This is a genomic window from Pantoea latae, assembly GCF_002077695.1.
Lineage (GTDB): Bacteria > Pseudomonadota > Gammaproteobacteria > Enterobacterales > Enterobacteriaceae > Pantoea > Pantoea latae.
Window position 1 is genome coordinate 26,820 of record NZ_MWUE01000033.1, and the last position, 24,436, is coordinate 51,255.

25 protein-coding genes are annotated in these 24,436 nt (G+C 60.7%); 6 read left to right on the forward strand and 19 right to left on the reverse strand.

Annotated features, from left to right (window positions below; genetic code table 11):
- Positions 1 to 31: 31 nt before the first annotated feature.
- Entirely contained in the window at positions 32 to 976 is a 945-nt protein-coding gene (locus tag B2J69_RS19940) for a hydroxyacid dehydrogenase (protein ID WP_081141588.1), read from the reverse strand.
- Positions 976 to 1,668 carry an RraA family protein gene (locus B2J69_RS19945; protein ID WP_081141591.1) on the reverse strand — a complete coding sequence of 231 codons (693 nt, stop codon included), beginning with the start codon at positions 1,666 to 1,668 and terminating at the stop codon, positions 976 to 978. Before B2J69_RS19945 ends, B2J69_RS19940 begins: the two co-directional genes overlap by 1 nt.
- A gap of 171 nt (positions 1,669 to 1,839) precedes the next feature.
- Here B2J69_RS19945 and B2J69_RS19950 point away from each other — a divergent pair, with 171 nt between their 5' ends.
- A complete protein-coding gene (locus B2J69_RS19950; protein ID WP_081141594.1) occupies positions 1,840 to 2,550 on the forward strand; it encodes an IclR family transcriptional regulator in 711 nt (236 codons plus the stop codon).
- Positions 2,551 to 2,643: 93 nt separating this feature from the next.
- Here the strand turns inward: B2J69_RS19950 and B2J69_RS19955 are convergent, their stop codons facing one another.
- The 9 genes from B2J69_RS19955 to B2J69_RS19995 form a co-directional block, all read right to left on the reverse strand.
- Positions 2,644 to 2,958 carry a helix-turn-helix domain-containing protein gene (locus tag B2J69_RS19955; protein WP_081141597.1) on the reverse strand — a complete coding sequence of 105 codons (315 nt, stop codon included), beginning with the start codon at positions 2,956 to 2,958 and terminating at the stop codon, positions 2,644 to 2,646.
- The gene (locus B2J69_RS19960) at positions 2,951 to 3,295 is read right to left on the reverse strand and encodes a toxin (protein ID WP_081141600.1); all 345 of its coding nucleotides are present in this window, start codon (positions 3,293 to 3,295) and stop codon (positions 2,951 to 2,953) included. Before B2J69_RS19960 ends, B2J69_RS19955 begins: the two co-directional genes overlap by 8 nt.
- A gap of 119 nt (positions 3,296 to 3,414) precedes the next feature.
- Positions 3,415 to 4,257 (reverse strand): type I 3-dehydroquinate dehydratase, encoded by an 843-nt coding sequence (aroD, locus tag B2J69_RS19965; protein WP_081141603.1) that lies wholly within the window; start codon positions 4,255 to 4,257, stop codon positions 3,415 to 3,417.
- A gap of 73 nt (positions 4,258 to 4,330) precedes the next feature.
- Entirely contained in the window at positions 4,331 to 5,719 is a 1,389-nt protein-coding gene (locus B2J69_RS19970; protein WP_081141606.1) for a purine-cytosine permease family protein, read from the reverse strand.
- A 210-nt stretch (positions 5,720 to 5,929) separates the two neighbouring features.
- The gene (locus tag B2J69_RS19975; RefSeq protein ID WP_081141609.1) at positions 5,930 to 7,396 is read right to left on the reverse strand and encodes an aldehyde dehydrogenase; all 1,467 of its coding nucleotides are present in this window, start codon (positions 7,394 to 7,396) and stop codon (positions 5,930 to 5,932) included.
- 11 nt (positions 7,397 to 7,407) lie between these two features.
- Positions 7,408 to 8,445 carry an LLM class flavin-dependent oxidoreductase gene (locus B2J69_RS19980; RefSeq protein ID WP_081141612.1) on the reverse strand — a complete coding sequence of 346 codons (1,038 nt, stop codon included), beginning with the start codon at positions 8,443 to 8,445 and terminating at the stop codon, positions 7,408 to 7,410.
- Positions 8,446 to 8,465: 20 nt separating this feature from the next.
- Complete coding sequence (locus tag B2J69_RS19985; RefSeq protein ID WP_081141615.1) at positions 8,466 to 9,386, reverse strand: flavin reductase family protein; 921 nt, start codon at positions 9,384 to 9,386, stop codon at positions 8,466 to 8,468.
- Entirely contained in the window at positions 9,373 to 10,218 is an 846-nt protein-coding gene (locus B2J69_RS19990; protein ID WP_081141618.1) for an alpha/beta fold hydrolase, read from the reverse strand. The genes B2J69_RS19985 and B2J69_RS19990 overlap by 14 nt, the downstream gene beginning before the upstream one ends.
- Positions 10,190 to 10,792: an amino acid synthesis family protein gene (locus B2J69_RS19995; protein ID WP_081141621.1), complete on the reverse strand. Its 603-nt coding sequence runs from the start codon at positions 10,790 to 10,792 to the stop codon at positions 10,190 to 10,192. The genes B2J69_RS19990 and B2J69_RS19995 overlap by 29 nt, the downstream gene beginning before the upstream one ends.
- Positions 10,793 to 11,237: 445 nt before the next feature.
- Here B2J69_RS19995 and B2J69_RS20000 point away from each other — a divergent pair, with 445 nt between their 5' ends.
- Together B2J69_RS20000 and B2J69_RS20005 are read left to right on the forward strand one after the other, a co-directional pair.
- On the forward strand, positions 11,238 to 11,915 hold the full coding sequence (locus tag B2J69_RS20000; RefSeq protein ID WP_081141624.1) for a GntR family transcriptional regulator: 678 nt from the start codon (positions 11,238 to 11,240) through the stop codon (positions 11,913 to 11,915).
- 3 nt (positions 11,916 to 11,918) lie between these two features.
- The gene (locus tag B2J69_RS20005; RefSeq protein WP_081141626.1) at positions 11,919 to 12,209 is read left to right on the forward strand and encodes a DUF1330 domain-containing protein; all 291 of its coding nucleotides are present in this window, start codon (positions 11,919 to 11,921) and stop codon (positions 12,207 to 12,209) included.
- Positions 12,210 to 12,277: 68 nt separating this feature from the next.
- Here B2J69_RS20005 and B2J69_RS20010 read toward each other — a convergent pair whose 3' ends face one another.
- Complete coding sequence (locus tag B2J69_RS20010) at positions 12,278 to 12,985, reverse strand: phage antirepressor KilAC domain-containing protein (protein ID WP_167376593.1); 708 nt, start codon at positions 12,983 to 12,985, stop codon at positions 12,278 to 12,280.
- Between the two features lie 274 nt (positions 12,986 to 13,259).
- Between B2J69_RS20010 and B2J69_RS20015 the strand changes: the two genes are divergently transcribed.
- Positions 13,260 to 14,453, forward strand: a complete 1,194-nt coding sequence (locus B2J69_RS20015; RefSeq protein ID WP_081141629.1) for a zinc-dependent alcohol dehydrogenase — start codon at positions 13,260 to 13,262, stop codon at positions 14,451 to 14,453.
- A gap of 38 nt (positions 14,454 to 14,491) precedes the next feature.
- On the opposite strand, the gene B2J69_RS20020 is transcribed toward B2J69_RS20015, so the two are convergent.
- The 3 genes from B2J69_RS20020 to B2J69_RS20025 form a co-directional block, all read right to left on the reverse strand.
- Positions 14,492 to 14,839 (reverse strand): hypothetical protein, encoded by a 348-nt coding sequence (locus B2J69_RS20020; protein WP_081141632.1) that lies wholly within the window; start codon positions 14,837 to 14,839, stop codon positions 14,492 to 14,494.
- A gap of 30 nt (positions 14,840 to 14,869) precedes the next feature.
- Positions 14,870 to 15,043 carry a hypothetical protein gene (locus B2J69_RS24215; RefSeq protein WP_167376595.1) on the reverse strand — a complete coding sequence of 58 codons (174 nt, stop codon included), beginning with the start codon at positions 15,041 to 15,043 and terminating at the stop codon, positions 14,870 to 14,872.
- Positions 15,044 to 15,537: 494 nt separating this feature from the next.
- A complete protein-coding gene (locus B2J69_RS20025; RefSeq protein WP_081141635.1) occupies positions 15,538 to 16,224 on the reverse strand; it encodes a hypothetical protein in 687 nt (228 codons plus the stop codon).
- Between the two features lie 167 nt (positions 16,225 to 16,391).
- Here B2J69_RS20025 and B2J69_RS20030 point away from each other — a divergent pair, with 167 nt between their 5' ends.
- Both B2J69_RS20030 and clcA read left to right on the forward strand, forming a co-directional pair.
- The gene (locus tag B2J69_RS20030; RefSeq protein WP_081141638.1) at positions 16,392 to 17,069 is read left to right on the forward strand and encodes an SOS response-associated peptidase family protein; all 678 of its coding nucleotides are present in this window, start codon (positions 16,392 to 16,394) and stop codon (positions 17,067 to 17,069) included.
- Positions 17,070 to 17,158: 89 nt separating this feature from the next.
- A complete protein-coding gene (gene clcA / locus B2J69_RS20035) occupies positions 17,159 to 18,556 on the forward strand; it encodes a H(+)/Cl(-) exchange transporter ClcA (RefSeq protein ID WP_407944756.1) in 1,398 nt (465 codons plus the stop codon).
- Here clcA and B2J69_RS20040 read toward each other — a convergent pair.
- Genes B2J69_RS20040 through fdhF form a run of 4 tightly spaced genes read right to left on the reverse strand, consistent with a single transcriptional unit; the run spans position 18,553 to position 24,314 of the window.
- The gene (locus B2J69_RS20040) at positions 18,553 to 19,497 is read right to left on the reverse strand and encodes a cytochrome d ubiquinol oxidase subunit II (protein ID WP_081141641.1); all 945 of its coding nucleotides are present in this window, start codon (positions 19,495 to 19,497) and stop codon (positions 18,553 to 18,555) included. The genes clcA and B2J69_RS20040 overlap by 4 nt on opposite strands.
- A complete protein-coding gene (locus tag B2J69_RS20045; protein WP_081141644.1) occupies positions 19,494 to 20,861 on the reverse strand; it encodes a cytochrome ubiquinol oxidase subunit I in 1,368 nt (455 codons plus the stop codon). Before B2J69_RS20045 ends, B2J69_RS20040 begins: the two co-directional genes overlap by 4 nt.
- Positions 20,854 to 21,342, reverse strand: coding sequence for a DUF1641 domain-containing protein (locus tag B2J69_RS20050; protein WP_081141646.1), 489 nt, complete (start codon positions 21,340 to 21,342; stop codon positions 20,854 to 20,856). The genes B2J69_RS20045 and B2J69_RS20050 overlap by 8 nt, the downstream gene beginning before the upstream one ends.
- Entirely contained in the window at positions 21,342 to 24,314 is a 2,973-nt protein-coding gene (gene fdhF, locus B2J69_RS20055) for a formate dehydrogenase subunit alpha (RefSeq protein WP_081141649.1), read from the reverse strand. The genes B2J69_RS20050 and fdhF overlap by 1 nt, the downstream gene beginning before the upstream one ends.
- Positions 24,315 to 24,436: the final 122 nt, after the last annotated feature.

Sequence of the window (24,436 nt, forward strand, 5' to 3'; positions counted from 1 at the left end):
GCGCCTGAGGCGCCTTTTTTATGCTCCGCGCTTACGGCAATGTCGCCGCGATCCGCCCGGGCTGCAGCACGCTCAGCACGTTGCGCGCCGCGCCGCAGCCCATCTTCACGTAGGAGGTATCGCTCACGCCGCCGATATGCGGCGACAGGATCACATTGTCCAGCTGCTGCCAGCGGTGCGGCGCGGTCAATGGCTCTTGCGCAAAGCTGTCGAGCGCGGCGCAGCGCAGCGTGCCGTCCTGCAGCGCGTTTGCCAGCGCCTCTTCCTCAATCAGGCCGCCGCGCGCGGTGTTGATCAGCATCGCGCCAGGTTTGAACTGCGCCAGCGTGGCTGAATTGATCATGGCGCGATTCTGCTCGGTGAGCGGACAGTGGAGCGACACCACGTCGGCCCGACGAAGCAGCGCCTCCAGCTCGACCGCTTCGCACCCTTCCGGCAGCTGCTTCGCCCAGGGATCGTAAGCGATAACCTGCATGCCGAATGCCGCGCCCGCTTTTGCCACGCGGCTGCCGATAGCGCCTAGCCCAATCAGCCCCAGCGTGCGCCCCTCCAGCTCGATCGATTTATGCTGCGCTTTGTCCCAGTAGCCAGCGCGCATTCGGCCATCCAGCGTCACCACCGATTTGGCACAGGCGAGGATCAGCGCCCAGGTGTGCTCCGCGACGGCGGCGGCGTTGGCGCCGACCGCGGCCAGCACCTGGATATCGCGCTGCGCGGCGGCGTGCTGATCGATAACATCAATGCCGCTGCCGTGCTTGGCGATAACGCGCAGCGCGGGCGCGGCATCCATGATGCGCGCCGTGATTTTGCCGTAGCGCACGATAATAGCCAGCGGATTATGCTGCTGGCACAGGGCGATCAGATGCGCTTCGTCCGGCTGGCGCCCGGCGTAAATCAGCTGGTAACCCTGCAGCAGATCGCACGCCTCCTGCGCCAAATCGCTGCCGGTAATAATGATGCTCTGCCTGTCGTTCATTACAGCGTCTCCCCATTTTCCAGCATGCCCGCCGCGCGCAGCGCCGCCTCCAGCCAGGGCGCGCGAATATCGCCCTGACGAATCGCCTGCAGACGGCGGTTCTCGCCATCCAGCTTTTGCTGCGCCAGCACCAGCAGCGCGGCGACCTCTTCACGCGGCAGTACCACTACGCCGTCCGCGTCGCCGATGATGAGATCGCCCGGCTGGATCGCCGCGCCCGCCACCGATACCGGATGGTTGACGCGCCCGGCGATCGATTTCGTCGGGCCGCACGGGTTCAGGCCAGCGGCAAAGACGGGAAAATCGCCCTGCGCCAGCGCATCGGAATCGCGCACCGCACCATCGATAATGATGCCGGCGATGCCGGCGGCGTGCGCCTGGGTCGACATGATTTCGCCGATCAGGGCGCAGCTGAGATCGCCTTTACCGTCGACGACGATGACATCACCCGGCTGGGCAATCGCCAGCGCCGCATGGATGGCCAGGTTATCGCCAGGACGCACCTCGACGGTAATTGCCGGTCCGGCGACCTTCATACTGGCGGCGAGCGGCTTAACCCGTCCGTGCAGCGTGCCGCGACGGCCTGCCACATCCGCCAGGATCGCCGCCTGAAACTCCGCGGCGCGCTTAACCTGCTCGGCATCAACGCGTGTAATGGCGCGCTGCAACATGGAAACACTGTTTTCTGTCATGACTCTCGCTCCGGTTGTTTTACTTTGTAAAACACAGTTGTACTATATACAACAACTATAGCCAGCCCGCTGTCGGCATGGCTACCCTTAGCGCGCCCTTTGTGATGTAAACACGATGTAAATCACAAATTGCAGGTTACAATCCGTAGCGCCAAAATCAGGAGGATCAGGATGGGAAACGAAGGCGTAGTTGCCGTAGAAAAAGCGCTGGCGCTGCTGGACTGCTTTAAACCGGGTGAAGAATCGTTAACGCTCACCGCGCTGGCACAGGCGTCCGGTCAGCATAAGACCACGGTTTATCGTCTGATGAATTCGCTGGAACGCATGCACTATGTGATCCGCCGGGAAAACGGCAGTTACTCGCTGGGGCCGCGCCTGCTCTATCTCGGCAAACTCTATGAGCAATCTTTTCATCTGGCGCATATCGTGCAGCCGGCGCTGCACGCGCTGGCGGCGTCGACAGGAGAAAGCGCCTCCTGGTATGTGATCGAAGAGGGAGAGCGGCTCTGCTTGTTTCGCGCCGAGTCGTCGGAAGGCCTGCGGGAGACCCGTCTGGCGGGCAGCTCGCTGCCGCTCGATAACTCCGCCATTGGTCAGGTGCTGCGCTACTGGGGCTTACAGGAGCCGCTGTTTACGCAGCCACCCGCGCTGCCGCTTTACACGTCTGGCATCCGCGACCCGCATATCGCCGCGTTCTCACTGCCGGTGTTCGGCGAAGGGGATACGCTGGCGGCCGCGCTGGCCATTACCGGGCCCGTCTCGCGTCTGACGCCGGACCGCACCAGCCGCGACGTGGCCGAGGCGATGCAGGAATCGGCGTATCGCCTCTCCACGCGGCTGGGCGCCAGTAAGGGGTTTTGCGACCGTTTTTATCAACGCTGAAAGATGTTCTGACTGTAGAGCACCGTGACAGATGTAACGGTGCTCAGCAATACCGAGCGTTTTTAGCGGAATAGTCTATGGCAGGCGTTCTGTTTAAAGATGTGCCAGCACGTTAAGCGTGTCTGGATTTTGTTGCACCATGCGAATCAGCAACACGGCCTGGGTATTAGGCTTTGCGCGCCCCTGTTCCCAGTTCTGATAGGTGGTCTCGCCTGTATGGAGATAATGAGCAAATACGGCCTGAGAAAGATTGAGTTTTTCACGCACGCTACGCAACTCTTCTGGCGCAATCGTGACAGGCGCGCGTTTTTCAACCTTGTACGATTTCAGCGTTATTTTCCCTTCCTGATGATCTTTTAACTCCTGCATACCCGCCATCAGTTCATTAAAGATATCGCGTTCAGCCATTTCTCAGCCCTTTTTTAATCGCATTCAACGCCTCAGCAAGAGCGTCGCGCTGTTGTTTGGTTAAATCATCATTCTGGTCTTTGTCATAGAGCGTAAACAGAATGAACTGGCGCATTCCGGCCGCCCAGTAATAGATCACCCTGATGCCGCCTCGGGTGCCTTTGTTTCTGCGTTCGTCCCTGAAGCGAACCTTGCGTAACCCGCCGGTATCAGGAATGAGGTCGCCCTTCTCAGGATCCATTAGTAACATATTTTGAAACTGCCGAAATCGATCGTCTGTAAGATACTCAGCACGATATTTCTGAAAGCTGGCAAGTTCGATAAAAGTCGCGTCCATGACATCTCCTGTCCCCAACCTGGGTACAAAATACCCCCAGGCTGGGGACACTTCAAGCGCTTTTTTAGATATCAATCCTGTCCGCTGACGTCGAATTTTTGCTTGAAACTGCTCTTATCTTAAGAAGCATTCGCCTTATGCAGCGTGCTCAGCGCCTGGTCCAGCGCCTGCACCTCAAGCTGGCCCGGCGCGGAGGCGTCGCCCAGCGTGCCGAAGGTCAGGTTGCTGCCGAAGATCTCGCCCGACATACGCGTCACCGCCCCCAGGCCGCCCATCGCCATGGTCAGCAGCGGCTTCTCGCTGCGCTGGCGCATCTGCCAGGTGACCTCGGTCAGGCGGCTGACGTCCTGCGGCGTCTTTGGCATCACCGCGATTTTCAGAATGTCCGCGCCGTGCGCCTCCTGCCACGCCAGTCGCCGCAGCATCTCGGCGTTCTCCGGCGTCTGCTGAAAATCGTGATAAGAGAGGATCACCGCCACATGGTGCTGATGTGCCTCTTTGACCAGCTGCTTAACCGGCTGCGCGCCGATGCGCATTTCGATATCGATCAGATCGGCGAAGCCCGCCGCCAGCCACTGCTGATAAAGCGCGATATAGCGGCCATCGTCGGGCGACAGACTGCCGCCCTCGGCTTTGGTGCGCAGGGTCAGCAGCAGCGGTTTGCCCGCGAGTTCGCGGCGCATCTCGCGTCCCAGCTGCGCCACCCGATCGACATCGGTAGCGAAATCGAGCTTGTCGACGCGCAGCTCCACCACCTGCACCGCCGCGTTTTGCGCCGCCTGGCGCGCCAGCTGCAGCGCACTCTCGCGATCCGCGCCGGTGGTTGAGACGATAATTGCCGGTTTGCCCTGCTGGATGGTCAGATTGCCGATCTGCAAAGGTTGAACGTGCGGAGGAGCGGTTTCCGCCGCCGTGGCGGAAACCGTCATCATCATCAGTAGCGCTAAAGGTGCTTTGAGCATAAAACCTCTCCCTGTCAGGAATAAATCACAGGGTTTAAGATCTAGCTCACACTTTGGTCGCCAGCAAGCCGAACTACTGCGCGCGCTGCTGCTGCGGTGCGGCTAATTGCGCGCCTTTTTTATGAAACAGCAGGTAGGCGCTGCTGGTCACCACCAGACTGATGACCCAGGAGATATCGGCGCCCGGGATCAGATGCGCGTAGGGTCCGGTGAAAAAGGCGTTCTCGACGAAGGGGATCTGCACCACCACACCACCGAAGTAGATCAGCAGCGCGTTGGCGTTCACCAGCCCATAGCGACCGCCGTCGGCGCGGAAGATTGAGGGGATGTCATAGCGCTGCTGCTTCACCACGTAGAAGTCGAGCAGGTTAATCACGCTCCAGGGGATCAGCACGCCGATCAGCGCCCAGATCAGGTTGAGGAAGAAGGAGACGAAGTTGGCTGAGGCCGCCAGCGACACCAGCACGCCGCCCACCAGCACCAGCGCCGAAAAGATCACCCGCACCCGCGCTGCCGGCAGCCATGCCGGACGAAACGTCTGCACGGCGGTGATCAGCGACAGCACCGAACCATAGAGATTCATCGAGTTGTGACAGATGATATTCAGCAGGAACAGCACCATCAGGATCGGGCCGAGCCAGCCGGTCGCCTGACGCACCGCCGCCATCGCATCGCCCTCGCCGCCCACCAGATTCACCGCCACCACGCCAAACAGAAACGCGAGGATGGTGCCGCAGCAGGCGCCGAGCCAGGTGCAGATAAAGGGCTTAAAGACGCCGATATTGGCGGGCAGATAGCGTGAATAGTCGGAGGTATAGGGCGAAAAGCTAATCTGCCACACCGCGCAGATGCAGAAGGTGGCGAACCAGCCGTTAAGGGTAAAGCTGCCGCGCTGCCAGAAATCAACCGGCAGCGGGCTGCCCAGCATCACTATCATGCCCACCACCAGCGCAATGCCCATCACCCAGGCGCCGACCTTGTTAATGTGGTGAATAAAGCGGTAGCCGACGATGCCGATCAGCGTCGCCGCGATAGCGCCAAGAATGGTGGCGCTGTGGATCGGCAGCGCCGGAATGACGTTATTAATCACCTTGCCGGACAGCGTCACGTTGGAGATAAAAAAGCCGAGATAGATTGCCGTGGTGAAGCAGATCACCAGCAGCGAGCCGTAGCGGCCAAACTGCGCGCGGCTCTGCACCATCTGCGGGATGCCGACGCGCGGCCCCTGCGCCGAGGTGAGCGCTAGAAACAGCCCGCCAAACAGATGCCCGGCGATAATCGCCGTCATCGCCGAGAGGATATTGAGATGATACGTCTGGGTGGAGATCGCGCCCGTCACTACCGCCAGCGGCGCGATGTTGGTGCAGAACCACAGGGTAAACAGGCTGCGCGCCTTGCCGTGCCGCTCGTTTTCCGGCACATAGTCTACCGATTTATTTTCTATCACGTTGTTTTGAGACATTTTTTATCCTCCGCACTGGGGACTTTTATTTTGTGATTTGTAGGGTTGGTCAGCTGAACTGCGGCAAAGCCTGGCCGGAGGCCGTCATGGCCCCGACAACAAACGGGCTTTTGGGTTAATCCGTTACAGCAGGCGCGACGCCGACATCCGTGCGGCGCGCGCCTGCGGGTAAGGCCGTCTGAGACCTCTTTTCCTGGTGTGAAAAAGGGATTAGCGCATCACGAAGGGATCGCCGATCGGCTCGTCGCTGGTGCGCAGCCACACCGTCTTGGTGGTGGTGAACTCCAGCGCCGCCTCCATGCCCCCTTCGCGGCCGTGGCCAGAGAGGCCGTAGCCGCCAAACGGCGCCAGCGGCGACACCATACGGTAGGTGTTGATCCAGACCACGCCGCTGCGCAGCGCCTTCGTCACGCGATGGGCGCGCGCCAGGTTCTGGGTGAAGACCCCGGCGGCCAGGCCGTAGGCGCTGTCGTTGGCGAGGCGGATGGCGTCCGCTTCGTCGCGAAAGCTGACCACGGAGAGCACCGGGCCAAACAGCTCGTTCACCACGCTCGCCGCGCGCGGCGTCTCGGAGCAGTCGAGAATGGTCGGCGGATAGTAGAAGCCGGGTCGGTCGACCGGGTAGTGGCCGGTCAGCAGGCGCGCGCCCTGGTCCAGCGACTGCGCGACCAGCTGCTCGATGCGGCTTTTCTGCTGCGCGGTGCAGAGCGGACCAAACTGCGTCGCCATCTCCTGCGGCGCGCCGATAACGATGCGCTCCACGCGTTCCACCAGCGTCGCCAGAAAGCGATCTTTCACGCTTTCCGCCACCAGCAGGCGCGAGCCAGCCACGCAGCTCTGGCCGGAAGCGGCGAAGATCGCCGCCACCTGGGCGTTGGCCGCGCTCTCCAGATCGGCGTCCTCGAAGACGATAAACGGCGACTTGCCGCCCAGCTCCAGCGTGGTTTTGCTCAGGTTTTCCGCGCTGTTGCGCACGATATGGCGCGCCGTCTCTGGTCCGCCGGTAAAGGCGATATGCGCCACGTCGGGATGGGTGGTCAGCACCGTGCCGCAGCTTGCGCCAAAGCCGGTGATGACGTTGCAGACGCCGGGCGGAAAGCCCGCTTCGGCAATCAGTCGCGCAAAGGCCAGCAGCGGCGTCGGCGCGCTTTCGGCGGCTTTCACCACCAGCGTGCAGCCCGCCGCCAGCGCCGGGCCGATCTTCACGGCGGAGAGAAACAGCTGGCTGTTCCAGGGAATAATCGCCGCCACCACGCCAACCGGCTCGCGCCGCGTCCAGGTTTCGGTGTCGGCCTTGTCGATGCTGAGCACGCGCCCTTCCATCTTGTCGGCCAGCCCCGCGTAGTAGCGGTAATACTCAGCAACGTAGGCGATCTGCGCACGGGTTTCGCGGATGATTTTGCCGGTGTCCTGCGTCTCCAGCCGCGCCAGCTCATCGGCGTTCTGCTCCACCAGATCCGCCAGCCGCATCAGCAGCTTGCCGCGCGCCGAGGCGGTCAGGTCACGCCATTCCGGCGCGGTGAAGGCGCGATGCGCCGCCGCGACGGCGCGATTGACCTCATCCGCGCGCGCTTCGGCGATGGTCGCCCACGGCTGGCCGCTGGCGGGATCCAGCGAGTCGAACGTCGCGGCGCCGGACTCAAACTGACCGTTGATAAAGAGTTTGAACGATTCCATTTTTGCACCCGTTAATGAAATTCAGGCATCACCTGGTTAATAAAGCGCGTCAGCGATGCTTTTTTGCGTTCGAAGGTCATGCCGCTGTCGATCCAGAGCGCGAATTCGTCATAGCCCAGCGCTTCATAGTGTTTAAGGCGCGTAATCACCTCATTGGCGCTGCCAATCGCCAGGTTTTTACGCATCGCTTCGGCGGAGTAGTAGGTATTGGCGGCGATCTCGGCCTCGCTCAGCGGCTGGATCAGCCCCTGAGTGACCGGACGCTCGTTTTTGAACCAGGCGCCGAAGTAGTTGTAGAAGCGGTTAAGCTCTTCCGCCGCCTGCTGCGCGTCCGCTTCGTTCTCCGCCACGTAGCCGTGCTGCAGGAGCATGATTTTCAGCGGCTTTTCCGGCGCCAGGCGCTGGCGCGTTTCGTGGAAGCAGTTTGCCAGGCGCACAATCTCTTCGTCGCCCTGATGCAGCGGCGTAACCTGCACGTTGCAGCCGTGGGTGACGGCAAACTCATGGCTGTTGGGATCGCGCGCGGCGATCCAGATGGGCGGATGCGGCTGCTGTTTCGGCTTCGGCGACGAGGTCGAAAGCGGGAACTGCCAGAATTCGCCGTCGTGGGCGTAATCCCCTTCCCACAGTTTTTTCACCGCCGGCACCAGTTCGCGCATGCGCTGTCCCGCATCCCAGGCGGTCAGGCCCGGCATCATCCGCTCATATTCATAGCTGTAGGCGCCGCGCGCGATACCCAGCTCCAGACGGCCGCCGGTGATGATGTCGGTCATCGCCGCTTCGCCCGCCAGGCGCAGCGGATGGTTGAAGGGCGCGATCACCGTGCCGGTGCCGAGGCGCACGTTTTTGGTCCGGTTCGCCAGATCCGCGATGTTGATTAACGGGTTCGGCGCAATGGTGAAGTTCATGCCGTGATGCTCGCCGGTCCAGATGGCGTGCATATTGGCGTTGTCCGCCATCTCGCACAGCTCCATCATTTCATGGTAGAGCTTGTCCTGCGGCTCATCGGGCGAGATGCGTTCCATATGGATAAAGAGTGACAGTTTCATAGGGTACCCCGGTACGAGTTTCAGCTAGCGAATTGTTTTATTGAACCGTTGATTTCATCGCCGTAATAGATGCTGTAATTGCCGACGCTATTCTCTCTGACGAAGCGGTTCATCAGCGATTTCAGTGCCGAATCTTTGATGGAAAGCGCAGAAATTTTTTCCAGATCGAGCCATTCGCCCTGCTTCAGTGCCGCGCGCGTGGCGTCGGTCGGCAGCGCGCAAAGAAAAACGATGTGCTGCTTGTTGCTCTGACGATCTTCATAAATCGAATAGACGAACCCAGGCGTAGCGTTGACGCCCAGCTCGGCGATCAGCGCGTTCAGGGTATCGCTGACGCTGCCGTCGGTGACGTGGCGCGAAGGCAGGCTGGCCGCGCCCGCGTTTTGCACCATAATCGCGTGTCCGTTGCATTCGATCAGCGCACTGACCTCAACGCGCAGGCGGTTGATCAGCGTCTCCGCATTCTGGTACGGCGTAAAGTAGGCGCCGCGGTAGTAGCCGAGCCCGGCGGTGGCCTGCGAGTCAAAGCCCTCGACCCTGCCGATCAGCAGCGCATGGTCGCCGGCGTCCACCACCTGATGCAGCGCGCAGTCGAACCAGGCCGAGCTGCCGTCCAGCAGCGGCGTGCCGTTTTCACTGCCGTGCCACGCCACTAACGCGAAGCGATCCTCGACCTTCGAGGCGAAAATATTCGAGGTCTCTTTCTGCTGCTCCGCCAGGATATTCACCGCAAAGTGCGAACACTCAGTGAAGTTGGCGAAGTTAGCCGAACGCTTGTCAATGCTCACCAGCAGCAGCGCCGGATCGAGCGACACCGACGTGAACGAGTTGGCGGTAAAGCCGATCGGCTGGCCCGCTTTGTCGCGGCTGGTCACCACGGTGACGCCGGTCATAAAGGCGCCGAACGCATCGCGCAGCTGCCTGCGTTTATCTGTCTGCATGAGAAACTCCTGCCTGTGCGTTGATCTGTTTTCCCGCCACGACGGGCGCGGTTAAAAAGGCGATGATCTCCTGATTGACGCGCGCCGCGTCCGTCAGGCTCACCATATGACGCGCGTTGGCGATAATCACCGCCTGACCGCGCGGCGCGGCGTCGGCCATGGCACGCGCCATCTGCGGGTTCGAATTGGCGTCCAGCTCGCCGGTCAGCACCAGCACCGGGCACTGCATCTCATCCCAACGGTCGGCGTAAACTTCGTCGCCGCCGGCAAAGGCCTGATAGGCAGCGGCGTAGCCCTGCAGGTTGACCTGCTGCAGCCAGCCGCCGACGCGATCGCGCAGCGCCGTTTCACGCGCGTCGTCGCCAAACCAGCGCGCCAGCGGCGAGTCAAGCTGCGCATCGCCAGCCGCCAGCTCCTCAGCGCGCTGCAACACCGCCCGGCGCGCCGCCTCGCTGCGGCGATAGACGCCGCTCATCACGATGGCGTGGCTCACCTGTTGCGGATGATCGATCGCCAGCCCGGCGGTGATCAGCGCGCCCATTGAGTGTCCCGCCACGGCGAAACGCGTCTCCGGCCGCTGCTCAAGGAATTCCGCCAGCCAGGCGACATAGTCCGGCAGGGTGACCGGACGGCTGAACGCCTCGCTCTCGCCGTGACCGGGCATATCCACCGCAATCACGCGGAAGTGCGCGCTCAGCGCCTCGATCTGCGGAAACCAGGATTCGGCGTTCATCCCAACGCCGTGGATCAGCACCAGCGGCGCGCCCTCTCCGGCTTCGAGATAGCTGACGCGCATCTGGCTGTTACACAGCCGCTGGGTTTTTCGCATCATGGCCTAACTCTTTCAGGTCGGAGTAACGGTTGCCGATACGGTGATGCGGACGGCCGCCCAGCGCCGCGCCCAGCGCGATGACGATCTCGTCGTAGCGCGGCGCGTCGCCGATATTGAACTGCATGGTCAGGTAGTGTTCGCGGCTGCCTTCGTCGTTTTTGTGCATCATCGGGATCAGCACCGGCGTGTTGGCGGGACCGCGCGTGTTGTTGAAAGCGAGATAGCTCTTGCTCTGCACCGCGCTGCGATAGTGGTTGCCGAAGTGCAGCGTGTGGATCAGCGCCGAGGCGTGCTCCAGCTCGCCGTCCAGGCCGACCACGGCGCTTTTGCCGAAGGCCTCCACGTTTTCGCCGCTGCCTGCCTCTTTCAGGATCAGGCGGGTCAGCAGTTCGCCCAGCACCGGCGCGAACTCGCGGATCTGCGGCGCCAGATCCTCAACGTAGCCCTGATCGGCCCAGGGATTTTTCACCACGGCGGCGGCGGCGATCATCACCAGCGGTTTTGCGGCGGCTTTGCCACCGTCAACGTACAGCGTTTCGGTGGTCACCAGCGTTTTACGAATGGCGGGATGCATAGCTCTCTCCTGAAAGTTAACAAATTGCTAAATGAATGTTTCGGGAGTGGTATAGCATTGCGGAAAATGCCATGTCAAAATATGGTATACCATCATACGATATGGTTGTATCTGACATATCGGAATGCCGCAGCGAGATATAAGCGACTGATTTAATAACTTTTATTTCAACATAGTGCTGATGAGGTTGTGCTGAATCTGGTTAGCGCTTGATAGAGGTGACAACAAAGAAAAGCGCGCTTCATCAAGGCATTGCGTGGCAAGAAAACTATTTTCGGTCACTGTTGAAAAGTGTGAGGCGGGCCGAATTTCGCCGCTGGCATCCCTGCCGTTCAGCGGTGCGGTCGTTGCGGATGGCAATCGTTAAGTGCTAATAGTAAGTCATCTTTCGGCGCAGTCGGAACCGCGTCAGTATTACTCATCTACTTGAATACAGAGGGATTTGATGGTTGAACACCATTCTCTGAAAATCGAAAACGCGCCGGTCACCCTGCGTGAGCTGGCGTTAAACAAGGTACGTCAGGCGATTATTGCGGGCTATTTCAAGGCCGGAGATCGGCTGGTGGAACGGCAGCTGACTGAGCAGCTCGGCGTCAGCCGCAGCGTGGTGCGCGAAGTGATCCGCTATCTGGAGGCGGAAGGGTTGATTGAGATCCTGCCGAAAAAAGGCCCGATCGTGGCGGTGTTAACCTGGGAGATCGCCGAGCAGATTTACAACATTCGTCTGCTGCTGGAGCAGGAAGCGGCGGCAGACTGCGCGCTGCGCGCCACCGAGGCGGATAAAGCGCTGCTGCGTCAGCAGCTACAGCAGATTGCCCAGGCGTCGCGCGAGCATGACGATATCCGGCGCGTCGAGGCGTCGCAGGCGTTTTATGAAACCCTGTTCAGCGTGGCGAAACACAGTATCGCATGGGAGATCGTGCAGCGCATGAACAGCCGCATCAGCCGTCTTCGCGCGCTGACGCTCGCCTGGCCGCAGCGCGAGGTCGCCGGTTTCGAACGCATGTCGCGCATCTGTCAGGCAATTGAACAGAACGATGCGCCGCGCGCCCGAGAAGCGGTGTATGAGCATCTTACGGAAGCCGCCAGCCTGGCGAAGCAGATCCTTTCACAACCGGAGTAAATCATGGCCGCCTACTGGATTGCCCACGTCACCATTCACGACCCGACGCAGTATCGCCACTACATGGATCTTGCGCCCGCGGCGTTTCAGCAGTTCAATGCGCGTTTTCTGGCGCGCGGCGGCGACGCAACAACGCTGGAGGGCGCCGCCTTCCAGAAGCATGTGTTAATTGAGTTTAGTGACTATCAGAGCGCGCTTGCCTGCTATCACTCCGACGCCTATCAGCGCGCCCGCGCCGAACGCGCCAGCGTGGCGGAGGCGATGATTACCATCGTCGACGGCCTTCAGGCCTGACGCCGCCTTTTTCAGGCATAAAAAAACCGGTCAGCGACCGGTTGTAAACAGCGTTAATTCAGCTCGCCTCAGGCGGCGACGCCTTTGGGCTGCGTGGCGATATGTCCCGCCCACAGGCTGGCGACCCACTTCACCCCTTTGGCGGTAAAGCGCGCCTGCGAAAACGCATGCTGATTTTCACCCACGCCCGAGCGCAGCGTGAAATAGCCCGCCTGCATATGATGATGCTGCGGCGTCAGCGTGCCTTTGTCGCGGTACATGATATTGCGCTCCAGCAGAAACTGGCGAAACTCCGGCTCTTTCACCTTGAGCATTTTGCACAGCTGACGAAAGCCGAGCGAGTCGGTTACCTCGACAAAGCGGTCAAAAAATTCCGCCTTTGGGGCAGAGAGCGCCAGCTGTTCTTCGGCGGCGCGGCGCTGCTCGAACTGCTCCGCCCAGGCGCGCGCGGCTTCGGCGGGGTTGGTGAAATCGGGCAGATGCGCCACTTTTTCACGCTCCTGCCATTTATCCAGCAGATCGGCGGTAAAGCCCGGCGACAGGCGCGCGACCGCTAACAGTGAGTCGCGCTTGTTCAGGCAAAACTCCTGACGCATCTCTCCTTCATGCTCGTAAAGGTTGATCGTCAGCGGCTGTGAAAGCCGCTGCGCGGTTTCCAGGCTTTTAATCAAACGTTTTACTTCGCCGTGGGTAATGCCGGTCAGTCGGGCGATTTCACGGCTGCTCATCAGGACAGAAGCGTTGAGAGCAGAAAGATTTTCAGTAGAGAACATCATCAGCGTCACCTCATGCAAACGTACGCAGCCGTTCGGGCTGTTGAATAAGTATACAGGATACTGTTGTTATATCCAGTATTTTTTTTAAGCGTTTTCGTAACGGATCGCCGTCTCGCCTGATTGCGCAACTGCCGTCGCGCTTGCTTAACCGGAATCTGCGGCCAGGCTTAAACCACTCCCTCCCGCCACCTCAGCGGGAACGCGCGCGCCACCGGCGTGACATTTTTGTGTTGGGTCATGGCGACCGGCACAGCCATCAAGTAAGGACATTGATATGAGAGCACTGACCTATCATGGCCCGCATCGGGTTCGAGTTGAGACCGTTCCCGACCCCATCCTGCAGGCGCCGGACGATATTATTTTGCGCGTCACGGCCACGGCGATTTGCGGCTCTGACCTGCACCTCTATCGCGGCAAAATTCCCGGCACGGAGCATGGCGAGATTTTTGGCCATGAGTTTATGGGCGAAGTGGTGGAAGCGGGCGCGGAAGTGACCAGCGTTGCGGTCGGCGATCGCGTCGTGGTGCCGTTCGTGATCGCCTGCGGCGACTGCTTCTATTGTCATCTGCATCAGTATGCCGCCTGCGAAACCACCAACAGCGGACGCGGCGCCATTCTCAACAAAAAGAATATTACGCCGCCTGCGGCGCTGTTCGGCTTCAGCAACCTCTATGGCGGCGTGCCGGGCGGCCAGGCGGAGTATGTTCGCGTGCCGAAGGCCAACGTCGGCCCGTTTAAGGTGCCGCTGGCGCTGCCGGACGATAAAGTGCTGTTTCTCTCCGATATCCTGCCGACCGCCTGGCAGGCGGTGCAGAACGCTGGCCTGCAAAAAGGCTCCAGCGTCGCCATCTTCGGCGCTGGCCCGGTCGGCCTGCTGAGCGCCGCCTGCGCCCGTCTGGTCGGCGCGGAAGAGATTTTTATGATCGATCACAATAACTACCGGCTGGAGTTCGCCCGTCAGCGCTACGGCGTCACGCCGATTAACTTTGACGATATCGACGATCCGGCGGCGTGGATTATCGATCACACCAAAAATCATCGCGGCGTTGATGCGGTGATTGACGCCGTTGGCTTCGAAGCTAAAGGCAGCCTGACGGAAACGGTGTTAAGCAATCTCAAACTGGAAGGCAGCAGCGGCAAGGCGCTGCGCCAGTGTATCGCCGCGGTGCGACGCGGCGGCGTGGTGAGCGTGCCTGGGGTCTATGCTGGCTTTATTCATGGCTTTATGTTTGGCGACGCCTTTGATAAAGGACTGACCTTTAAGATGGGGCAGACGCACGTTCAGGCCTATCTGCCGCGCCTGCTGTCGCTGATTGAGCAGGGCCTGCTGTCGCCAGAGGAGATCGTCACCCACCATATGTCGCTGGAAGACGCGGCGCACGGCTACGAAATTTTCGAGAAGAAAAAAGATGACTGCCGTAAGGTGATTCTGGTGCCGGGGATGGCGTCGCAGCACGCCGCCAGCTAAGAGGGCTAAGTCAGGCTGCCGCGGCAGCCTGACCTCGTTTAACGCACGATATCTTCGTCGCTGTCGTTGAGTTCCGGCAGCGAAATTTCACGCGAGGGGGCGTTATCGAGCCGGTCACCATATTCGCCGCGCACATCCGGCAGGCTGGTGAACTGACCGTCAACAAATAAAAAGCTCAGGTGCTGCGCCACATCCTCCAGCATCTGATCGGCCTCGTTTTCCGAGGTGCCTTTCGCCTCTTTACCATCCAGCTCCCAGCGAAGTTTTCCGCCAACCTGCTCGGCCCCGCCGATATCAACCACATGACCGTCAATATTCTCCACCAGCAGACGAGACTGGCAGTAATAGAGTAAGTAAGGCATCAGGTCTCGTTTATTTTCAGACATCTTTTCTCCTGCGGCAGACTTTTTCTGCTGTTAAAAATGGAAATAATAACGTAGCGCATAGATCGCCCAGTAAATGGCGTTCGCCGCCAGATAAATCCAGCATCCCCAATACGCGACAGGCTCGCGTCTGGTGCGAAGTTTAGGCAGAAAAGCCAGCAGATAGCCGGCGGCGGCAATAAGCGAAACGAAATAGAAAAACTTCATCTTCCCTCCTGAAAGTCGTTTATTTACTAAAAGGATAGTCAGGTTTCAGGGGTAATACCTGCGCAAAGCGTAAATAGATTTTAGCGAAGATATGGCGTTACGCTTACTGTACAGCCAAAGTGTCAATAAACGCTGCCGGGGAAAATGTGTGAAGTGAGTTCTATTTTATTAACGTTATGGCAAAAATAAACTACCGCCTAATAAGAAAGATGTATTGAGTGAATGGAAACGCCACGCGAACCGTATAATGGCTGTCAGTTAAGATTGTGTTCAGATAAGGCCGCTCTTTTCTTAAAAGGCGGCCTTTTCTTATACGCGTGTGAGCATGCCGGTGTGGGCCACAGCGCCTCAGACAGGGTGCCCTGTGTAGCCGTAAAAACGCCGCCATCCTTTTCCAGCAGCGCATACCGAAGCTGGCCAGCCTGCGTTATCACCCCATGCTTAACTGATAAACATTACACGCAACGCGCAGCGTTTTTGTTATAGCAGACGCATCAGGAGGCTTTTTTCAACAGCCGCGGCAGCTGGTTATCCAGCTCAAGCAGGCAGGCGTCCATCATTTTCTCTGTCTCCTGCGTGACCTTTTGATAATTATTCGCTCGCCACTCTGCCAGCGGCGCGGTTTTCACCGCGGGCGCGCAGTCGGCCGTGGTAAAGGCGCTGAACATGTTGCCGCCTTCCGGGCGTTTATAGAAGATGACACGGTAGGAGAGATCGTAATTGCTGTTGGCGCTGGAGAGATCGCTGTAGACCAGCGACCAGCGCGAAGCGGCGATATAGAGCGTGTTTTCATAGGCGGTTTTTCCGCCCTGCTTGCTGAGGAACTGCGCGATTTTCACCTCGGCTTTCGGCGTGAAATAGCGGCTGGTGAATTCCGGCAGCTCATCTACCGACGAGCCTTTGTAGCTGTTCTTATCAAACATATCACTGCTAAAGCTGAAGCTTCCCAGCATCGCGCCGGCAGCGGTCAGGCCTGCGGCCAGTCCAGTCACCGCCGGGCTAACCACGCGCAGATGGGCATCAGCGTAGCGGTTTTGATTCATGTCGGTTGACGCCAGAATCGAGCTGACCTCCAGCGTGCTGCCATCCGTGCCTTTAACGATGGTCGGTTTTTTGCCGCCTGCGCAGCCGGTCAGCAGCGTAACGGCGAGCGCGCCTGACATAAGAGTGGTTAATTTCACTGGTTTTTCCTTTGTTAATGTCCTTTAACCCCTCTCGTACCGCCTGCCTGAGTTTAGTGGCGAAACAAGAGAACCCGCCTCTATTAACGGCCGCTAACCGGTAAGCTTTAGTAATGAATTCATGCGGCTCGCACCCTTAGCTATGCTTAAAGACGGAGGTAACAACTATGTGTGGACGCTTTGCGCAGTACCGCAGCCGGGACGACTATTTTGACGCGCTCGGCAGCGACGACGAGACGCTGGTTTACGATCCTGAACCTGTCGCGCGCTACAATGTCGCGCCAGGCACCCGCGTGCTGCTGCTCAACATGCGCGACGAGCATCTGCATCTCGATCCGGTTTACTGGGGCTACGGGCCGGAATGGTGGCACAAGCAGCCGCTGATCAACGCGCGCAGCGAAACCGCGCCGACCGGGCGCATGTTCAAGCCGCTGTGGCAGCATGGCCGCGCCGTGGTGCCGGCCGACGGCTGGTTCGAATGGAAAAAAGAGGGCACGGGCAAGCAGCCCTTTTTTATCTATCACAAAACGCGCGAGCCGCTGTTCTTCGCCGCTATCGGCAAAGCGCCTTTCGATAAAGAGCACGGACAGGAGGGGGTTGTTATCGTCACCGCGGCCAGCAACAGAGGCATGGTGGATATTCACGATCGTCGTCCACTGGTACTGCGCGCCGACGCGGTTGCCGAATGGCTAAGCGAGGAGACCTCGCCCGAACGCGCGCAGCAGATCGCCGAAGAGGCGGCGCTGCCCGAGAGCGCGTTTGCCTGGCATCCGGTGAGCAAAAAGGTCGGCAATATCCATAATCAGGGCAAAGAGCTGATTGAGGAGAGCGCGGAGGCGGAGTAAGAGCGGCTGTTGTGCGTCAGAATGTGACAAAGCGGGACGTGAAAAACGCTTTGCAGTACACTTTAGCCCTCTTTTTTCCTCTGCAGTGAATGATTGTGAACAACGAAGCGCACTCCTCGGTCAATGTTCCCCAGTCCATCCCGGCGCGTAACCGCATGTTCCGGGCGTTGCTCAACCGTGATAAAACCCCTGTTGCGGTGCTTATCTCCGCCGCGCTGGTCGGCATCATCGTCGGCCTGGTCGGCAGCGCCTTCGCCAGGGCGGTCGCCTGGGTGCAGCACTGGCGGTTTAGCCACGCCGATCCGGCGCTGCTTTCCGGCTGGCCCCTCTACGCGCTGGCGTTTCTGCTCTCCGCGCTGCTGGCGATGGTGGGCTATTTTCTGGTGCGGCGCTTCGCCCCGGAAGCGGCAGGCTCTGGCATTCCCGAAATCGAGGGGGCGCTGGAGGAGCTGCGGCCGGTGCGCTGGTGGCGCGTGATCCCGGTAAAATTCTTTGGCGGAATGGGCACGCTCGGCGCCGGCATGGTACTTGGCCGTGAAGGGCCGACGGTGCAGCTCGGCGGCAATATCGGCCGCATGGTGCTCGATTTGCTGCGCATCCGCAGCGACGAAGCGCGTCATTCGCTGCTTGCGACCGGCGCAGCGGCAGGTCTGGCGGCCGCCTTCAACGCGCCGCTGGCCGGCATTCTGTTTATTATCGAAGAGATGCGGCCGCAGTTTCGCTACAACCTGATTTCGATTAAGGCGGTTTTCACCGGCGTGATTATGGCGAGCATCGTGTTTCGCCTGCTGAACGGCGCGCAGCCGGTGATCTCCGTTGGCAGGCTGGCGGACGCGCCGGTGCAGACGCTGTGGCTCTATCTGGTGCTCGGCATGCTGTTTGGCGTGGTCGGGGTGCTGTTTAACCGGCTGATCTTTCTGTTTCAGGACGCCTTTGCGCGGCTCTATGCCGGGCGCATCTGGCGCGTGGTCGCCATCGGCGGCCTGCTCGGCGGCGGCTGCGGCGTGCTGGCGCTGTGGTTTGCGCCCGGCACCGGCGGCGGATTCGAGCTTATCCCACAGGCGGCGGGCGGCCACTATACGCTGGGCGTGCTGCTGCTGATTTTTGCCGTGCGGCTGTTTACCACGCTGCTCTGCTTCAGCTCCGGCGCGCCGGGCGGCATTTTCGCGCCTATGCTGGCGCTCGGCACCGTGCTCGGCACCGCCTTCGGCGTGCTAATGGCGGAGATCTTTCCGCTCTATCATCTGCAGCCCGCCACCTTCGCCATCGCCGGCATGGGCGCCCTGCTCGCCGCCTCGGTGCGCGCGCCGCTGACCGGCATCGTGCTGGTGCTGGAGATGACTGATAACTATCAGCTGATCCTGCCGATGATCGTCACCGGGCTGGGGGCGACGCTGCTGGCGCAGTTCCTCGGCGGCAAGCCGCTCTACTCGTCGATTCTGGCGCGCACCCTGGCGCGCCAGCAGACGACACACGACAAGGCTTAACGCACCCTGCCGCGAAACACCCAGAAGGCCCAGCTGTGGTAGATCAGCGTCAGCGGCATCACGATAGCGCTGCCGATCAGCACAAAGCGTTGCGTCACCGCTGAGGCGGCGCTGCGATGCAGATCCTGCTGCCAGGGGATCAGCCAGGGATAAAAGCCGCAGGCGACGCCTGCGAATACCGCGCTGATCAACCCCAGCGTCAATGCCAGCTGCCAGGTGGGCCGTCCGCGCCACAGCGCCAGCAGCTGAGCCAGCCAGAGCAAAGCGATCAGCCCAATGGCGACTTTGCCCGGCCAGCGCTGCCAGCTGGTGCGCCAGATATCGCCATTGAGCAGCAGCACCGAGAGAAAAATCACCAGCGACAGCACCCAAAACAGCCAGGCCAGCAGGCTTGCCTTTTCATCGGTATCCTCACCGATGCGCCAGCGGATCCAGCAGCAGCCCAGCAGCAGATAGATCGCCACCAGCCCCAGCCCGCACAGCAGCGGCGTCAGGGCGAATCCTGTCTCAAGACCGCGATGCGGCTCGGCGCTGAATACCACGCCCGCGCACCAGCCCTGGAGAAAAGCCGCCAGCGCCGAACTGGCGCACATCAGCCGATCGAGCCAGTGACGAAAGGCCTCCTGCGCCTGCGCCCGATACTCCAGCGCCAGCCCGCGCAAAAACAGCGCCAGCACCATGGCGAAAACCGGGCCGCACAGGGTGTTGAACAGCAGGCTGTAAACCGGCGGAAACAGCGCGAACATGCCGCCCGCCAGCAGCACCAGCCAGGTTTCATTGGCGTCCCAGATGGGCAATAGCGAATGCACCATACGCTTGCGCTGCGACTCCTGGTTGAACAGCAGCAGCAGCATGCCGACGCCGAGATCGGTGCCGTCGAGCAGCACATAAATCAGCATGGAGAGCAGCAGCGTCAGCGCGGCGAGATCGGCAATGGTCATGGCGTGGTCCTGATCTCTTGCGTGACAACGTCACCCTTTGGCTGCAACGGCGCGGAGACCAGCCGCAGCAGATAGCGCAGCCCAAGCGCGAAGCTTAAACCGTAGACCAGCAAAATAGCGGCCAGGATCGCCACGGTGGTAGAGAGCGACAGCGGAGAAAGGCTGTCAGCGGTGCGCAGCATGCCGTATACCGTCCAGGGTTGACGGCCGATTTCCGTTACCAGCCAGCCGGCCAGCATGGCGACAAAACCCGCAGGCGAGAGCCACACCAGCATGCGCAGCAAAGGACGCGACGCGACAAGCCGACCGCGCCAGTGCTGCACATTGGCGATCAGGCTGGCAAGCAGCATCGCGACGCCCAGCCCCACCATCAGGCGAAAGGCGAAAAACACCGGCGCCACCGGCGGAATATCCTGCGCGTCAAACTCGCTCAGGCTTTTGATATGGCCAGAGAGGTTATGGCGCAGATAGAGCGAGGCGATATCCGGGATCGCCAGCTCCAGCCGGTTGCGCTGCGCCTGCTGCTCGGGAATGGCGAACAGCCGCAGCGGCTCGCCGTCACCCGGCGCGGGGGGATGCCAGCTGCCCTCAATCGCCGCCAGCTTGGCGGGCTGATGCGCCAGGGTATTTTCGCCGTGCAGATCGCCGACCAGGATCTGCAACGGCACCGCGACCAGCGTAAACGAGAGCGCGGCGGTGAGCATGCGGCGCGCCGCCTGCTCCTGGGCGTCGTGCAGCAGCCGACGCGCCGCCACGCCGGCGATCATAAAGGCCGCCGCGATCAGCGACGCCAGCAGCATATGGCTGAAGCGAAACGGAAACGACGGCGCGGAGAGCACCATCGCCCAGCTTTCCGGCAGGAATCGACCGCTCTCGTCGCGGCTAAAACCGGTGGGCGTCTGTAGCCAGGAGTTGGCGGCGAGGATCCAGAACGCACTCAGCAGCGCGCCCAGCGTCACAAAGCCGGTGACGATAAAGTGCACGCCTGGCCGGATCTTTCCCATACCAAACAGCATCACGCCAGTCAGGCCCGATTCGAGGAAAAAGGCCACCAGCACTTCATAAAACAGCAGCGGCCCGATAACGCCGCCGACCTTCTGCGACAGCCCGGACCAGTGCGTGCCGAACTGCACCTCCATCACCACGCCGGATACCGCGCCGATCGCCACCGTCAGGGCGAAGATCTTCAGCCAGAAGCGCAGCGCCTCGCGCGCGCCCGGCTGCTTTCCCCACAGCCAGCGCGCTTCGAACCAGAGTAAAAAAGGAGCCAGACCCAGCGTCAGCGCGGCCAGCGTAATATGCATCCCCATAGTAAGCGCGAACTGGCCGCGCGACAGCAGCAGCACCCACTCGGCGTCACTCATTGCTCGGCTTTCCGCTATAGCGGGTTATCGGCTTCTCCTCCTCGCGCTGCATGCCGGCGGAAAACGCCTCCAGCGCGGCGAACAGCGGCCGCAGTCCCTGCCACAGCTTTTCGTCGCCGAGCAGATGCAGCACGCCGCGCAGACCGGGCGCGGCGTGGCCCTCCTGCTGCGCGGCGTCGCTGGCGGGCTTCATCGCCATCGCCGCGTCGCGCAGCGCCAGCAAAATATGATTCAGCCGCTCCGGCGGAATGGTGCTCAGCGTCATCAGGATCAGCGAAATATTCTGCATTGCGCTCTGCGTGCCTGGCCGGTTCAGCCCGGAAACCAGAAGTTTGCCGATATCGTTATTGGCTTTGATGGCATCGTTCGCCAGGCGCAGAAAACCGTGCTGATGCAGGTTCTCTACCAGCTCGTCCATCGCTTCCTGCGCGGTTTTTTCGGTGCGCGTCGGCGGCACGGTGTAGGAAAGTCGTTCGGCCATTAAAATTTCTCCGGGTGTTCAACGTGTTCAGGCGGCTCGACATAGCCCTCCTGCTGCCACTTCTGCTCAATGGGCAGATGATCCAGCGGCGTGCGCCGACCGTGGCGGAAATTGTGGCGCGGAATAGGGTTCGGCTGCGGCCTGCGCGCCAGTTTGGTCATGCTGACGGCGATCTCTTTGTAGGCCGGCGTGTTGACGTCGGGATCGTGATGCTCGCCGGTCAGGCCGTTTACGCCGGGCTTGCCGTGATGGATGGGAATAAACAGCACGTTGCCCGCTACGCGATCGGTCACCACCACCGGCACCTCTACCGTGCCGCGCCGTGATTTAAGTTCGACCCACTCGCCCTCTTTCAAATCGCGCGCCTGCGCCAGCTGCGGCGAAATCTCCACAAACCAGTTGGGCGACAGCGACATCATGCGGCCGCCCTGGCCGGTCTGGTTGGTAGACTGGAAATGCTCCAGCATGCGACCGTTATCCAGCATCAGATCGTATTCGGCGTCCGCCTCTTCCATCGGCCGCTGCCATTCCAGCGGATAGAGCCGCGCTTTGCCGTCGGGGAATTTGAATTTTTCGGTATAGAGCAGCGGCGTGCTTTCGCCGTCCGGCAGCACCGGCCAGATCTGCGACTGCCAGCCCACCAGCCGCTCATAGCTGACGCCGGCGAAGATCTCGGCGATTCCCGCCGCTTCCGCCATAATCGCCCCAGGGTTAGGGTAGTTCCAGTGATGGCCGAGGCGCGCGGCCAGCTCGGTGAAAATCCACCAGTCCGGGCGGCTGTCGCCCAGCGGGTTCATCGCGGGAGAGAAGTGCTGGATGCGGCGTTCGGTGTTGACGAAGGTGCCCTCTTTTTCCACGCTTGGGCAGCCTGGCAGCACCACGTCGGCGAACTCGGCGGTGCGGCTCATAAAGATATCCTGCACCACCATAAAGTCGAGACGGCTAAAGGCCTCATGCACTTTGGTGGAATCGGCGTCGGAAAACGCGGTCTCTTCGCCGGTGATGTACATGGCGCGCAGTTTCCCTTCGTGGGCGTGCTGCACCATCATAAAGTTATCCGCGCCAGCCTGGTCGGAGAGTTCCTCTGGCGTGACGCCCCAGGCACGCGCCCATTTCTCCCGTATCGCCGCGTCAGTGACCTTTTCATAGCCGGGATAGACGTTGCTGAGACAGCCAAAATCGCTGGCGCCCTGCACGTTGTTGTGGCCGCGCATCGGATAGCCGCCGGTGCCCGGACGCCCGTAGTTGCCGGTCACCAGCAGCAGATTAGAGAGCGCCGTGCTGGCGTCCGCGCCGTGGCTGTGCTGAGTAATGCCCATCGCCCACAGCAGGCAGACGCTGCCCGCCTGGCCGATCATCTCCGCTGCCGACGTCAGTTCTTCCACGCTCAGCCCGGTGATCTCGCTGGCAAATTCCAGCGTAAAGGGCGCGAGCGAGGCGCGATAGGCTTCAACCTGATTGACGCGCTGCGCCAGAAACGCCTCGTCGGCGTAGCCGTGATCGAACATATACTTCGACATCGCCGACGCCCACACCATATCGGTGCCGGGCTTGATGCGCAGGAACTGGTCGGCGCGCTCCGCCATTTCGTGTTTGCGCGGATCGACCACCAGCAGCTTCTGCCCGCGATGCTTGTGGCTCTGCTTGATGTGCGAGGCGATCACCGGATGGTTCTCCGCCAGGTTGCTGCCAACGGTGATAATCAGCTCGGTTTTCTGCAAATCGCGAATGGTGCCCGCGTCGCCGCCGTAGCCGACGGTGCGGAACAGTCCTTCGGTCGCCGGATTCTGGCAGTAGCGCGAGGAGTTATCGACGTTGTTGGTGCCAAAAATCAGCCGGGCGATCTTTTGCGTCAGGTAGGCCTCTTCGTTGCTGGCCTTGCTGGAGCCGATAAAGCCGATGGCGTCGCCGCCGTGCTGGCGCGCCACGTCGCGCAGCCCCTGAGCGACGCGATCCAGCGCCTCGTCCCAGCTGGCTGGACGAAAGCGGCCGTTTTCGCGGATCAGCGGCGTGGTGAGACGCTGCGGGCTGTTGACGAAATCCCAGCCGAACTTGCCTTTTACGCAGGTGGATATGCCGTTGGCAGGCGCTTCCGCCACCGGCTGCACCTTGAGGATATGGCGATCGCGCGTCCAGATTTCAAAGCTGCAGCCGACGCCGCAGTAGGTGCAGACCGTTTTCGTGCGTTTGATTTCCGCCTGGCGCAGCGCGTCATCGATCAGCGAAATGCCGGTGATCGGCTCCATGCCGATGCTGTTCTCCAGCGATTTGACGAAGTCGATCATCGGACGCTTCAGCCCTTCGTCCATGGCGGTGAACGGCCCGGCGTCGGGCTGCATGGTTTTTTCCAGCAGCGCGTTGCACGGGCAGACCGTGACGCAATGGCCGCAGCTGACGCAGCTCGATCCGGCAATTTGCGTGCCGCCGTCCCACAGCACGCGCGGATGCTCCTGGGTGTAATCGATGCTCAGCGTCTCATTCACCTCGACGTTCTGGCAGGCTTCCACGCAGCGTCCACACAGGATGCACTGGTCGGGATCGTAGGTGTAAAAAGGGTTAGAGTGATCTTTGCTGGTGGGTTTGCGCTGATAGGGATAGTACTGAATCGGAATATGCATATCCGCGACGGTGTTGTGCAGCGTGCAGTCGCCGGTGTTGTGCTCGCACACCGTGCAGTAAAGCTCGTGGCGGTTGAGGATGCGGTCCATCCCTTCCTGCTGCGCGGCGCGCGGCCACTCCCCCTCGCTGTTGATCTCCAGCCCTTGAAAGGTGCGCAGCGTGCAGCCGCGCACTTTTTCGCCGTTGGCCTCTACCCAGCAGACGTCGCAGCTCTCTAAAGGTTGCAGCGCCGGGTGGTAACAGACGTGAGGCAGTTTTTTTCCCTGCTCGGTGAGAAAGTCGATCAAGGGCTGATTAATGGCGCCCACCAGGGGTTCGCCATTATAAATAATGGTACAGGTTTTCTCTGACATTTAACGCCTCGTTCTCGACATTGCAATTGGCTTCTTGCCAGCGTGCTTTTGTTTGTTATGTAAAGTTATGTTTTGAGCTTAGCGGCAATTAAATCGCCTGCAATCTGGCGGCTGCGCTTATT

Bases quoted from the DNA above. Each gene is read 5' to 3' on its own strand.
- B2J69_RS20020 (WP_081141632.1), bottom strand. From the start codon at position 14,839: ATGTCTGAAAATAAACGAGACCTGATGCCTTACTTACTCTATTACTGC.
- B2J69_RS20005 (WP_081141626.1), top strand. From the start codon at position 11,919: ATGGCCGCCTACTGGATTGCCCACGTCACCATTCACGACCCGACGCAG.
- B2J69_RS20045 (WP_081141644.1), bottom strand. From the start codon at position 20,861: ATGAGTGACGCCGAGTGGGTGCTGCTGCTGTCGCGCGGCCAGTTCGCG.
- B2J69_RS24215 (WP_167376595.1), bottom strand. From the start codon at position 15,043: ATGAAGTTTTTCTATTTCGTTTCGCTTATTGCCGCCGCCGGCTATCTG.
- B2J69_RS20010 (WP_167376593.1), bottom strand. From the start codon at position 12,985: ATGATGTTCTCTACTGAAAATCTTTCTGCTCTCAACGCTTCTGTCCTG.
- B2J69_RS19975 (WP_081141609.1), bottom strand. From the start codon at position 7,396: ATGGAATCGTTCAAACTCTTTATCAACGGTCAGTTTGAGTCCGGCGCC.
- clcA (WP_407944756.1), top strand. From the start codon at position 17,159: ATGATTGTGAACAACGAAGCGCACTCCTCGGTCAATGTTCCCCAGTCC.
- B2J69_RS19995 (WP_081141621.1), bottom strand. From the start codon at position 10,792: ATGCATCCCGCCATTCGTAAAACGCTGGTGACCACCGAAACGCTGTAC.
- B2J69_RS19940 (WP_081141588.1), bottom strand. From the start codon at position 976: ATGAACGACAGGCAGAGCATCATTATTACCGGCAGCGATTTGGCGCAG.
- aroD (WP_081141603.1), bottom strand. From the start codon at position 4,257: ATGCTCAAAGCACCTTTAGCGCTACTGATGATGATGACGGTTTCCGCC.
- B2J69_RS20015 (WP_081141629.1), top strand. From the start codon at position 13,260: ATGAGAGCACTGACCTATCATGGCCCGCATCGGGTTCGAGTTGAGACC.
- B2J69_RS19945 (WP_081141591.1), bottom strand. From the start codon at position 1,668: ATGACAGAAAACAGTGTTTCCATGTTGCAGCGCGCCATTACACGCGTT.
- B2J69_RS20050 (WP_081141646.1), bottom strand. From the start codon at position 21,342: ATGGCCGAACGACTTTCCTACACCGTGCCGCCGACGCGCACCGAAAAA.
- fdhF (WP_081141649.1), bottom strand. From the start codon at position 24,314: ATGTCAGAGAAAACCTGTACCATTATTTATAATGGCGAACCCCTGGTG.
- B2J69_RS19950 (WP_081141594.1), top strand. From the start codon at position 1,840: ATGGGAAACGAAGGCGTAGTTGCCGTAGAAAAAGCGCTGGCGCTGCTG.
- B2J69_RS20030 (WP_081141638.1), top strand. From the start codon at position 16,392: ATGTGTGGACGCTTTGCGCAGTACCGCAGCCGGGACGACTATTTTGAC.
- B2J69_RS19970 (WP_081141606.1), bottom strand. From the start codon at position 5,719: ATGTCTCAAAACAACGTGATAGAAAATAAATCGGTAGACTATGTGCCG.
- B2J69_RS19960 (WP_081141600.1), bottom strand. From the start codon at position 3,295: ATGGACGCGACTTTTATCGAACTTGCCAGCTTTCAGAAATATCGTGCT.
- B2J69_RS19985 (WP_081141615.1), bottom strand. From the start codon at position 9,386: ATGCAGACAGATAAACGCAGGCAGCTGCGCGATGCGTTCGGCGCCTTT.
- B2J69_RS20040 (WP_081141641.1), bottom strand. From the start codon at position 19,497: ATGACCATTGCCGATCTCGCCGCGCTGACGCTGCTGCTCTCCATGCTG.
- B2J69_RS19990 (WP_081141618.1), bottom strand. From the start codon at position 10,218: ATGATGCGAAAAACCCAGCGGCTGTGTAACAGCCAGATGCGCGTCAGC.
- B2J69_RS19955 (WP_081141597.1), bottom strand. From the start codon at position 2,958: ATGGCTGAACGCGATATCTTTAATGAACTGATGGCGGGTATGCAGGAG.
- B2J69_RS20000 (WP_081141624.1), top strand. From the start codon at position 11,238: ATGGTTGAACACCATTCTCTGAAAATCGAAAACGCGCCGGTCACCCTG.
- B2J69_RS19980 (WP_081141612.1), bottom strand. From the start codon at position 8,445: ATGAAACTGTCACTCTTTATCCATATGGAACGCATCTCGCCCGATGAG.